The sequence below is a fragment of the Algoriphagus alkaliphilus genome (assembly GCF_900103735.1).
Taxonomy (GTDB): domain Bacteria; phylum Bacteroidota; class Bacteroidia; order Cytophagales; family Cyclobacteriaceae; genus Algoriphagus; species Algoriphagus alkaliphilus.
This window is the reverse complement of sequence record NZ_FMXE01000012.1, coordinates 125,157-135,793: the sequence shown is the minus strand read 5'-3', so window position 1 is coordinate 135,793 and position 10,637 is coordinate 125,157. Positions and strand designations below refer to the sequence as shown.

Annotated in this window: 9 protein-coding genes and 1 pseudogene; 9 read left to right on the top strand and 1 reads right to left on the bottom strand. The window is 43.2% G+C overall.

Translation table 11 applies throughout. The annotated features are described in order from the left end of the window. Nucleotides 1-53 precede the first annotated feature (53 nt). From BLQ81_RS10415 to BLQ81_RS10375, 9 genes and pseudogenes are all read left to right on the top strand, one after another. Entirely contained in the window at nucleotides 54-254 is a 201-nt protein-coding gene (locus BLQ81_RS10415) for a hypothetical protein (RefSeq protein WP_092728614.1), read from the top strand. 52 nt (nucleotides 255-306) lie between these two features. Beyond that, a complete protein-coding gene (locus tag BLQ81_RS10410) occupies nucleotides 307-1,017 on the top strand; it encodes an HsdM family class I SAM-dependent methyltransferase (RefSeq protein WP_262481052.1) in 711 nt (236 codons plus the stop codon). A gap of 2 nt (nucleotides 1,018-1,019) precedes the next feature. Beyond that, nucleotides 1,020-1,871, top strand: coding sequence for a RhuM family protein (gene rhuM, locus BLQ81_RS10405; RefSeq protein WP_175454211.1), 852 nt, complete (start codon nucleotides 1,020-1,022; stop codon nucleotides 1,869-1,871). After that, nucleotides 1,868-3,004, top strand: a complete 1,137-nt coding sequence (locus BLQ81_RS10400; RefSeq protein WP_092729888.1) for a restriction endonuclease subunit S — start codon at nucleotides 1,868-1,870, stop codon at nucleotides 3,002-3,004. The genes rhuM and BLQ81_RS10400 overlap by 4 nt, the downstream gene beginning before the upstream one ends. A gap of 148 nt (nucleotides 3,005-3,152) precedes the next feature. Continuing rightward, nucleotides 3,153-4,205 carry a helix-turn-helix domain-containing protein gene (locus tag BLQ81_RS10395; protein ID WP_092729887.1) on the top strand — a complete coding sequence of 351 codons (1,053 nt, stop codon included), beginning with the start codon at nucleotides 3,153-3,155 and terminating at the stop codon, nucleotides 4,203-4,205. A gap of 3 nt (nucleotides 4,206-4,208) precedes the next feature. Beyond that, nucleotides 4,209-4,703, top strand: coding sequence for a PIN domain-containing protein (locus BLQ81_RS10390; RefSeq protein WP_092729886.1), 495 nt, complete (start codon nucleotides 4,209-4,211; stop codon nucleotides 4,701-4,703). 48 nt (nucleotides 4,704-4,751) lie between these two features. Further along, nucleotides 4,752-5,330, top strand: a complete 579-nt coding sequence (locus tag BLQ81_RS10385; protein ID WP_092729885.1) for a four helix bundle suffix domain-containing protein — start codon at nucleotides 4,752-4,754, stop codon at nucleotides 5,328-5,330. Between the two features lie 81 nt (nucleotides 5,331-5,411). Next, nucleotides 5,412-7,825 (top strand): annotated as a pseudogene (gene hsdR / locus BLQ81_RS23105) (EcoAI/FtnUII family type I restriction enzme subunit R). Between the two features lie 175 nt (nucleotides 7,826-8,000). Next, nucleotides 8,001-8,417 carry a hypothetical protein gene (locus BLQ81_RS10375; protein ID WP_139183609.1) on the top strand — a complete coding sequence of 139 codons (417 nt, stop codon included), beginning with the start codon at nucleotides 8,001-8,003 and terminating at the stop codon, nucleotides 8,415-8,417. A 442-nt stretch (nucleotides 8,418-8,859) separates the two neighbouring features. Here the strand turns inward: BLQ81_RS10375 and BLQ81_RS10370 are convergent, their stop codons facing one another. Beyond that, on the bottom strand, nucleotides 8,860-9,957 hold the full coding sequence (locus BLQ81_RS10370; protein ID WP_139183608.1) for a hypothetical protein: 1,098 nt from the start codon (nucleotides 9,955-9,957) through the stop codon (nucleotides 8,860-8,862). Nucleotides 9,958-10,637 lie beyond the last annotated feature (680 nt).

Sequence of the window (10,637 nt, the reverse complement as noted above, 5' to 3'; positions counted from 1 at the left end):
ATTTTGTTTTACATTTATAATAGTAAATATACTATTATAAAATCATAAAAAATATGGGCTATAAAGTTAAAATTCAAAGAGTTGAAAGAGGAAAAACCAGTTCCTATTATATCAATTTTCCTGCGGCTCTGGCAGAGTCTTGTGATATAGAAAAAGCAGAAGAATTGGAATGGGAGATAGAGGACAGGAATACCTTTGTTTTGAAAAGGGTAATTAAAAAAGAATCATTTCTGAAGAAGAAGGCTAAAAAATAAGAGAGGAACTATCTCTCTAATAGGGGTATAAGCCTTAAGTTAACGCCAATGCCTGCATGGGGTCGAAGCGCCCAATATCATCCATACCAATACCTTGGCGGAAAACCTGTCCGATATTCAGGAAAAAGACCGCTACGACGTGGTGCTTGCCAATCCGCCCTTTGGCGGAAAGGAACGTGCCGAGGTGCAGGAAAACTTCCCCATCCGCACGGGCGAGACAGCCTCACTCTTCCTGCAGCACTTTATCAAAATCCTGCGGGCAGGAGGTCGGGCCGGGATCGTGATCAAAAACACCTTCCTGAGCAATACAGACAATGCTTCCGTCGCCCTGCGAAAGCAAATCTTGGAAAACTGCAACCTGCATACTGTTTTGGATCTTCCGGGAGGAACCTTCACCGGTGCAGGCGTCAAGACCGTCGTCCTCTTCTTCGAAAAAGGCAAACCCACCCAAAACGTCTGGTTCTACTCGCTCAACCTCGACCGCAACCTGGGCAAGACCAATCCGCTCAATGAAAACGACTTGGCGGAATTTGTGGAATTGCAGAAAACTTTTGCTGAAAGTTCCAATTCATGGTCCGTCAACATCCAAGATGTCATTTCGAGCGGAGTCGAGAAAGGACAACCTACCTACGACCTCAGCGTCAAAAATCCCAACAAAAAAGAGGAAGCTGCCCTTCGCACCCCACAAGCCATCTTGGAAGAAATGAAAGTCTTGGACGAAGAAAGTGCGGAGATACTAGAGTCGATTAAAAATCTGATTTGAAGATGAAGAACGAAATCATCCTCTATCATCCTAATGAAGAAGCCGAGCGTATCGAGGTAATGATCGCGGACGAAACCGTCTGGCTTACCCAAGCGCAAATGGCAGCGCTGTTTGACCAAACCAAGCAAAATATCAGTTTGCACATCAATAACTGTTTCAAAGAAAGTGAATTGGAGTCCGATTCAGTTGTCAAGGTATCCTTGACAACTGCCAAAGACGGCAAACGATACAAAACAAAATTCTACAACCTCGATGTCATCATATCGGTTGGTTATCGGGTAAAATCGAGACAAGGCACCCAATTCCGAATTTGGGCCACACGAGTGCTGAAAGATTATCTTCTCAAAGGCTACTCCATCAACAACCGGATGAATCGCCTGGAGGACCACCTGGAAAACCTCAAAACCAAAGTGGAGCAAATAGACCTTCAGATCAAAACACACCGCATTCCGACCCAAGGCGTTTTTTTCGACGGGCAGGTATTTGATGCCTATGAATTGGCTTCACAAATTATCCGATCTGCCAAGGAAAGTATTGTCTTGATTGATAACTATATCGATGAGAAAACCCTCACCCATTTGGCCAAAAAAGAAAAGGGAGTCAAGGTGCTTCTACTTTCCAAAAGCCCTTCGACAGGATTGAGATTGGATGTGGAGAAAGCCAACCAACAATATGGCCATTTTGAACTAAAAGCCTTTAGCCAAAGCCACGACCGCTTTTTGATTATCGACGGACAGGAAGTCTATCACTTGGGCGCTTCGCTTAAAGATTTGGGAAGGAAGTGGTTTGCTTTTTCTAAGTTGGAGAAAACATCAGTGGAGAAAATTATGAACTCAATTTTGGAATTGATATGAAGGAAGGCTGGGAAATAAAGAAGTTGGGACAAGTTTTGAAAGTTCAAAACGGATATGCCTTTAATTCAAAGCTTTTCTCTTTTGAAACAGGGACCCCATTGATTAGGATTAGGGACATTAAAAACGGAATTAGAACAGAGACCAAGTTTAATGGACCATATGATAAAAAATATGAAGTAAAAGCTGGCGATTTTCTAATAGGAATGGACGGTGAATTTGGCTGTCATGAATGGAAAGGGGATATAGCTTTATTAAACCAGCGGGTTTGCCGTTTACAAGAGTTTAGTAATAAACTCCATCCTAGATTTCTTTTCTATGGAATAAATAAATATCTCAAAGCAATTGAAGACGTAACTGCTTACGCAACTGTAAAGCATATATCCTCAAAACAAATTGAGGCAATAGAAATCCCACTTCCCCCTATCCCCGAACAACAACGCATTGTTTCCATCTTGGATGAAGCCTTTGCGGCGATAGCCAAGGCAAAAGCCAATGCCGAACAAAACCTCAAAAACGCCAAGGAACTCTTTGAAAGCTATTTGCAGGAGGTGTTTGAGAATGGGGATTGGGAAAGGAAAACAATTGAAGTGGTTTGTGATGAAATATTTGCAGGCGGTGATGCTCCTAAAAACAACTATTCTTTAGAACCTAAAGAAAACCACAATATCCCTATTTACGCAAATGCTGTAAAAAACAGAGGGCTTTACGGTTATACAGATTTTGCAAGAGTTACTAAACCTTGTGTTACAATAGCTGCAAGGGGAAGCGGAACAGGACATACAGAATTTAGAAACGAATCATTTTTGCCGATTGTAAGACTAATTGTTTGCATTCCAGATAGGAAACAGATTTCAACTGAATTTTTAAAATATACAATAGACAATTTAGTAATTCAGCGCAGTGGAAGTGCCATCCCACAATTAACTGTTCCAATGATTAAAGATTATTTGATTCCTGTTCCACCTGTTGCTGAACAAAAGGAAATCATAGAAAAAGCTGAAAACCTGCGTGCCGAGACGCAGAAGTTGGAAGCGCTGTATCAGAAAAAGATCGCTGATTTGGAGGAGTTGAAGAAGAGTATCCTACAGAAGGCGTTTAGCGGGGCGTTGACAGGAAGGGAGGTTGAGGTATGAGTTCAGCTAATCTACACCCTTTTCTGAGCATTGTCGGACTTTCTGATTTTCAACAGGATTAACTAAATGATTTCAAACTAATCGATTGACATTCGGTTGACAATTGTGTACATTTATTTACATTTGTCAACCGAAACCCAATTTATCTATGTCTGCAAATTTAGCCTTTCGATTAAAAAATGCTCGCCTCAAGAGCGGTTTAAGCCTTCAGCAATTGGCTGATCAAGTAGGGTTGAGCAAGCAAATGATCAGTAAATATGAAAAGGGCTTGAGCACTCCAGCCTCGGACAAACTCATCGAGCTTTCCAGAATCCTAAAAGTAAAGGTGGACCAGTTATTCCGAAAACCTGAATACGAAATTGGGGAAATCAGTTTTCGAAAGCGAATCAAATTAAAGGGAAAACGAGAGCTTGCCCTTAAGGAAGAAATCAGGACCAAAATAGAAAATTACCTCTTGATCGAAGACTTGCTTGGAATTTCCCATGGCTTCGAAAATCCATTGGTAAACTTTCCTATTCAGACTCGCTCGGATGCTAAAAAAGCAGCCTCGAAATTGAAAGAAGCATGGAGGATCGGTTTTGATGCCATCTATAACGCCGTGGACTTATTTGAGGAAAAACGAATCAAAGTAATTGAGGTAACCGATCACACTGGAGAGTTTGACGGTCTCGCCACTTGGGTGGATCAAAAGTACCCCATGATTGTGATTTCCAAGGATTCTCCGGTAGAAAGGAAGAGATTTACCCTATTCCATGAATTGGGTCATATTGTGCTCAATTTGAATGCACTATCCGAAAAAGAGCATGAAAAATGCTGCAATGAATTTGCCTCAGAGATGCTCCTTTCGGAAGAAAATTTAAAAATGGAACTGGGTTCATCCAGAAAGGAAATCTTTTTGGAAGAAATAATCAATGTTCAGGAGAAATACGGAACCAGTATTTCAGCAATAGTCTATAAACTGGGTGAGTGCGGCATTATTTCCAAAAATCATGTGAAGGACTTTTTTATCTCGTTACGGATGGATTCGAAATTCAAATCCAAAATCGAACTATCCAGATACCAGGGAAGCGAGCAGTCCAGTCGATTTGAAAACTTGGTTTTGAGGGCTTTATCGCAGGAAAATATTTCCCACAGTAAGGCAAGTTCCTTGTTGGAACTCAGTTTATCAGAGCTTAAAACTCAATACCTTCAACCCGTGTAATTCATGAGGATTTTTTTAAATGATGCAAATATTTTGATTGACTTGGTTCATTTAGACTGCGTTGAAGCATTTTTTCAATTGAATGTGGAGTTGTGTACTACAGACTTTGTCTTGGAGGAATTAGAGGAATTTCAAAAAGACCTTTTTCAGAATGATAGACTTCGAATTTGTACTTCTGATTCTGATGCCATCGCTACTATTTCAGATTTAATGGAAGCAAACCCCGGATTGAGTTTTGAAGATTGCTCAGTTTGGCACCATGCAAGAATCCAAGGGGGAATTTTAATAACTGGTGACGGAAGATTAAGAAGAAAAGCATCAGCTGAGGGAATAGAGGTAAGAGGGATAATTTATTTGATTGATCTAATAAAAGATCAGGGTATTCGAAGTATTTCCGAATGTGTTAGTATTTTAGATAAGTTGAAAGTTATCAATCCCCGACTTCCTATTCATGAACTGGAAAAGCGGATTGAGAATTGGAGAAGGGAATTGTCTTAACCATCTATTTTTAATCCATTTACTCGGTAAAGAAGAGCAAGCAGTTCAATGAATGAATTAGAGAAAAATACCGAAGGATTTATCCCAGCTCATGGAGGGTATCGGCAGCTGTTTAGCTATCAGAAGTCCGAGATTATCTATGATGGGACGGTATATTTCACGAATCGCTTTTTCAATAAATACGACAGGACAGTCGGTCAGATGGTACAGGCCGCCCGCAGCGGCAAGCAGAATATCGCCGAGGGTAGCATGGCCTCTGCCACCTCCAAGGAAATGGAAATCAAGCTCACGAATGTGGCGCGGGCCAGTTTGGAAGAGCTGCAGATCGACTACGAGGACTTCCTCAGAACCCGCAAGCTTCCCATCTGGGACAAGAATCACCGCCTCGTGGCTCGCGTTCGCGAGCTGAACAAAAGCACCCCCACTCCTACTTACGAGACCTTCCAGAAAGCCATCGAGCACGAGGAACCGGAGATCTGCGCGAATACGATGATTACGCTGATCCGGATCTGCACCTATCTGCTGAAACAGCAGATCAAGCAGTTGGAGATCGCCTTCGTAAAAGAAGGCGGATTGAGAGAACGGATGACCAGAGCGAGAATTGAGGAAAGAAATAAGAAAAAGTAATAGTATTTTGTGAGACTAGTGGGACACTTGGGACTCTGTTCCACGAGTCCCAAGTGTCCCACTTTTTTTAAAATTATAAAAATGAACGAATCCGAAACCCGCGCCGAACTCATCGACCCCAAGCTCAGAGAAGCTGGCTGGGGCATGGTCGAGGGCTCCAAGGTCCTGCGAGAGTACCAGATCACCGCAGGAAAGATCCAGGTAGGCGGGCGAGGCAAAAAACAAATCGCAGATTATGTCCTAGTCTACAAAGGCACCAAACTGGCTGTAATTGAAGCAAAAAGCGCAATACAGGAAGTTGGTGAGGGCGTCATGCAAGCCAAGCAATACGCTGATAAACTCAAGCTGCAAACCACCTATTCCACCAATGGACGACAGATCTACCAAATCTGCATGGAGACCGGAGCGGAAGGATTGGTGGATGATTTTTTGAATCCCGAGCAGCTTTGGGAAAAGACCTTTCCTGTAAAGCTTGCTGAAGAGCAGGAAGACTTTTCAGAAGAATGGAGAGCACGATTTGCGTCGGTTCCTTTCGAAGACAAATCCGGTTCTTGGGAGCTTCGATACTATCAGGAAATTGCAGTGGCTAAGACCTTGGAAGCTTTGGCCAAGCAAAAAGACCGAGTATTGCTGACTTTGGCCACAGGCACCGGGAAGACAGCCATTTCCTTTCAGATAGCATGGAAGATTTTCCAAACTCGCTGGAATCTGCAGGACCGAAATACATCTCCCGATCAAGCCAGCAGAAGACCGCGGGTGTTGTTTTTGGCAGATCGGAATATATTGGCCAATCAGGCCTACAATTCCTTTTCTGCTTTTCCGGAGGATGCCTTGGTCAGAATCAAGCCAGATGCCATTAAGAAAAACGGAAGAGTACCCACCAATGGGAGTTTGTTCTTTACCATCTTCCAGACTTTTATGTCAGGTACTGACAAAGAGGGCAAACCGGCACCCTACTTTGGAGAATATCCACCGGATTATTTTGACCTGATCATCATCGATGAGTGTCACCGCGGCGGAGCACAGGATGAGAGCAATTGGCGGGCGATTCTGGAGTATTTTGCTCCGGCAGTTCAATTGGGACTGACAGCCACGCCCAAGCGCAAAGACAATGTGGACACCTATCGGTATTTTGGAGAGCCGATCTATGTCTATTCCCTGAAAGAGGGAATCAACGATGGTTTTTTGACTCCATTTAAGGTAAAGCGGGTTCAGACCACGCTGGATGATTACATCTACACTTCGGACGACGAATTGCTGGAAGGTGAAATCGAAGCAGGAAAGCGATATGAGGAAAAGGAATTTAATCGGACCATCGAGATCGTAGAGCGGGAAAAAAGACGAGTCCAAATCTTACTGACTGTGGACCAAAAGAAAAAGCGATTGTTTTTTGCGCCAATCAGGCACATGCGGCATTGATCCGCGATCTGATCAATCAGGAAAGCAAAACCAAAGATCCGTTCTATTGTGTCCGGGTGACGGCAAATGACGGAGAAGAAGGAGAGCGTCAATTGCGGGAATTTCAGGACAATGAAAAGACCATTCCCACGATACTGACCACCTCGCAGAAACTTTCCACGGGAGTGGATGCCCGTAATGTTCGAAATATTGTGCTTCTCCGGCCGGTGAATTCCATGATTGAATTCAAGCAAATCGTGGGTCGTGGCACGAGGGTTTATGATGGAAATGACTTTTTCACCATCTATGACTATGTGAATGCCTACCATCACTTTGCCGACCCGGAATGGGATGGAGACCCCGCCGAACCTACGGAGATCATCAGCGATCCCGAACCTCCGATTCCATGTCGGGATTGTGGACACCCAGTCTGTGAATGCGTTAAAGAACCACCTGCGCCCTGTATCGTCTGCGGTGAATCTCCCTGTGGCTGTGAGAAGAAACCTAAAAAGGTCAAAATCAAGCTGGCCAGAGGAAAAGAACGAGAAATCCAGCACATGATGTCCACTTCTTTTTGGAGTGCTGATGGGAAACCAATTTCCGCTGAGGAGTTTTTAAATGACCTATTCGGAGAATTCCCCAAGCTTTTTCAAAATGAGGAGGAATTGCGATCGATCTGGGGAAACCCGGTTACCCGCAGGACTTTTCTGGAAAAACTGGATGAATTGGGTTTTCCAAAGAGTGATTTGATCACCTTGCAGAAGCTGGTCAATATGGAAAAGAGTGACCTTTTTGATGTCTTGGAATATGTGTTCAATGGGGATTACATTGCCAAATCACGGGAAGAGCGTGCAAAACTAGCTCAGGAATCTATCATTCCACTATTGACTGCCAACAAAAAGGACTTTATTGATTTTGTGTTGGAAAAATATGTGGAAGCAGGCATTGACGAATTGGACGATTCCAAACTCAAAACCCTGATTGAAAATAAGTATCAGAGTTTGCCCGACGGACTTAGCGTTTTGGGAAATGCCGGAGAGGTCCGAAAGCTCTTTATTGAATTTCAGCAGTATTTGTACCAGGAGGTCGTGGCTTAGAGGATGAAAACTCCACTCCTTCCGCCCCGCTAGGTGTAGTCTACCCGGCCTAAGCGTAGTTTGAAACCACGCTTATATATCCTTTGGAATTTGTAATTCCTTAACGATAGTCACATCACCAGAATATCAACGAAACATCCCAAACCTTTCCCCCATTTATCCAGTAAAACAAACCATGAGAATCTTATTGATATTTTGTTTAGCGCTGCTTAGTTCTGGCTTGTATGCACAGACGGTGATTGTTAACCCTAATGGAACGCATTCTGTGGTTCATGATAATGGTAATCACAAGGTCGTAGTTAATCCCGATGGGACTCATTCTATATTGGTAGGTTCGGATGCCAACAAAACAATCATCAATCATGACGGCACTCACTCTCAAGTGATTGACCATGGAAATACCAAGGTGATTGTAAATCCAAATGGAACCCACACCGTTCTCATCAGTAACGGCAAAACCCATCAAGTGCTGGTGAATCCAAGTTCTGGAACTCACACGCTCACCATCAAAAACCGAGGAGCCCGAACGATCACCCATCCCGACGGTTCCGTGACCCAAATCAATAAAGGCAAGAAAAAGGCGAGGTCGTAAATGGTTGCTCCTGCGTTTGAATGGTTCAAATTTTCAAACTTGAAGCTACTTATATGCAGTCTTCGGACTGCTTTTTTTTAACTCTCAAAACCAAGATAAAGGAATAAAATTCTTAAACCCCTTTCCATTGCGCTGGCAATAGCATTCTTTCTCAAATTAACTTACAGCGCCAGCGCATGATCTACTCGGAGTATCATTTTACCCAGATTTGAAAAGCTGGGCTATTAAAGGGCGTGCTTTCAGCACTGGGCTCCTTAATTCAAGATAGTTTTAAAGGGAACAATTTCGAGGTCCTACCCTAGGATTTATAATCCGACACCCCATTCCTCTGCGCTGGCTTTAACTCTTCAATACAAATAAACTTACTGGTGCATAGCTGATTATACCCAGCGATTCTTTAACCCAGCTTTAAAAAGCTAGGCTATTGATAGGAGTGCAACCCTCACCTCCTCCCACTCCCCAACAACTCCTCTATCCACTTCCAATCTCCTGCTAAGGCTTCGTCGATCCATTGGTTCCACTTTTCCTGTTCGGTAGTGTTGATGCCGTTTTGGGTTTGTTTGTCGTAGAATTCCTGTAAGCGGTTCATTTCCCGATAGGCATCGAGATAGGCTTCAGTGATTCTAGCCTGATAAAAGTCCAAATCCAAGTTCGTTGTTTTCAGCTTGTGGATCAGTCGATCCGCCACAACCCTGACTACGTCAAAATGCCGCTGTTCGTGGTTAAGGCCATATGCACTTGGATCTTTAACCCAAGACTGATAAGGCAGCATGTACACGCTGATTTCGAGGTTTTGCACCACCGAACCGGCGTCCATTAATGATATACCTTGCACAGAAAAACTGGCGAAAATCGTTGCGTTGTTCTTACTTAATGAGCTGGGCCTCGCTTTGAAATCCTCCCAAGTCAATGATCTAGATGGTTCATAATAGACCTTATCCGGCGTGGAAACCAGGTTTGGCTCGATGATATCCAAGCGGATAGATTTGGCTAAGGCCCTGTTGCTCATGTTTTGGGATTTGTACCAGTTGTCAAAGTATTCCAGACTATTTTGAAATAATTTATTGACAATCTCTTCTACCCGATCCATGCGGAAGTCAGATCGACGGTATTGCGTCGTTCCCAAATAGTCCAGCAAGTGTTCAGGTTCACCGCTTCCCTTGACATAGAACCCCAGCGCCAACTGCACATCACCCTGATACAATCGCTGCTCCCGATCAAAACTCTCTTTCAATTCCAACTCAAAAATCCTGATCTGAATCAGCTGTGCAGAGTCTTTCGGATTGGTGATTTTGGTAAAAAATCGGGTTGCTACTTGTTCCAGATTACCATTAATTGATACCGGTGATTTTTGTGCTGTCTGATTAAATACTTCACCAATGGCAGCCTTCTGAATCCGATGATCCAAGACTTCCAAGACTCGGTATTCGGTTTCTTTGGGGCTTATTCCTTTGGGATCGAGGTTGATGACTACTTTTTGGGCAAAAGTATTTCCAGCGAAAAAGAGGATTAAGAAACAATTAATAAATAGGGTTTTCACAAGAGGAATATACAGGAAATTGGGAGAAGGGGTTTTCCTGGATTTGAACCATTTGACCATCCCTCCTTTACCAAGCTTTTATTCCGAATAAAAATTCCGTCAGAGATATCATAGGTTTATATTTTCTTCTTGTTCTTTTTCCTTGATGAAAAAGAACGAAAAAATCAAGACGCAAAAAAGCTTCTCCGCGCAGACCCAAACGCCGGCCCGCTTTTGCGTCGGCCTCACGCGCCCTCCTATTCTAGCTTCTATCCATGACATTCTGGTCTTGAAAGCATTCTCGCAAAAAGTGACATAGCAAGACTCACCAGAAAATGGAGGTTTGGGGTTGAATTCTGGATGTGTGCGGTAGTTGTTGCAATAAAAAAAGCGTGCCGTAGGTACGCTAGGTGGGTAGCCTGGGATTTTAATCCCAGGTGTAAAAAAGAGAAATGATATTCAACCTCGGCCCATAAATAATGATAGGAAAGGGAAGTCGATGCCGAGGAGGTCATGAATTATGATTAGAATGAAATCCCCAGACGCAACACGGCAGAGAGACTGGGGGGGCACTACGATTCAATCTTAGGACAACTATTTTATTACAAAAAATTACTACAGAAAAAATAGAGATAAGTTCGGAAGTAGTTGAACAAGATAATTCCCATTTACGCTTTTTTCCTGACAAACTTTTTGAGAGC

Excerpts from the sequence above, each read along its gene's own strand:
- rhuM (WP_175454211.1), top strand. The coding sequence starts at position 1,020 with ATGAAGAACGAAATCATCCTCTATCATCCTAATGAAGAAGCCGAGCGT.
- BLQ81_RS10400 (WP_092729888.1), top strand. The coding sequence starts at position 1,868 with ATGAAGGAAGGCTGGGAAATAAAGAAGTTGGGACAAGTTTTGAAAGTT.
- BLQ81_RS10415 (WP_092728614.1), top strand. The coding sequence starts at position 54 with ATGGGCTATAAAGTTAAAATTCAAAGAGTTGAAAGAGGAAAAACCAGT.
- BLQ81_RS10390 (WP_092729886.1), top strand. The coding sequence starts at position 4,209 with ATGAGGATTTTTTTAAATGATGCAAATATTTTGATTGACTTGGTTCAT.
- BLQ81_RS10385 (WP_092729885.1), top strand. The coding sequence starts at position 4,752 with ATGAATGAATTAGAGAAAAATACCGAAGGATTTATCCCAGCTCATGGA.
- BLQ81_RS10375 (WP_139183609.1), top strand. The coding sequence starts at position 8,001 with ATGAGAATCTTATTGATATTTTGTTTAGCGCTGCTTAGTTCTGGCTTG.
- BLQ81_RS10395 (WP_092729887.1), top strand. The coding sequence starts at position 3,153 with ATGTCTGCAAATTTAGCCTTTCGATTAAAAAATGCTCGCCTCAAGAGC.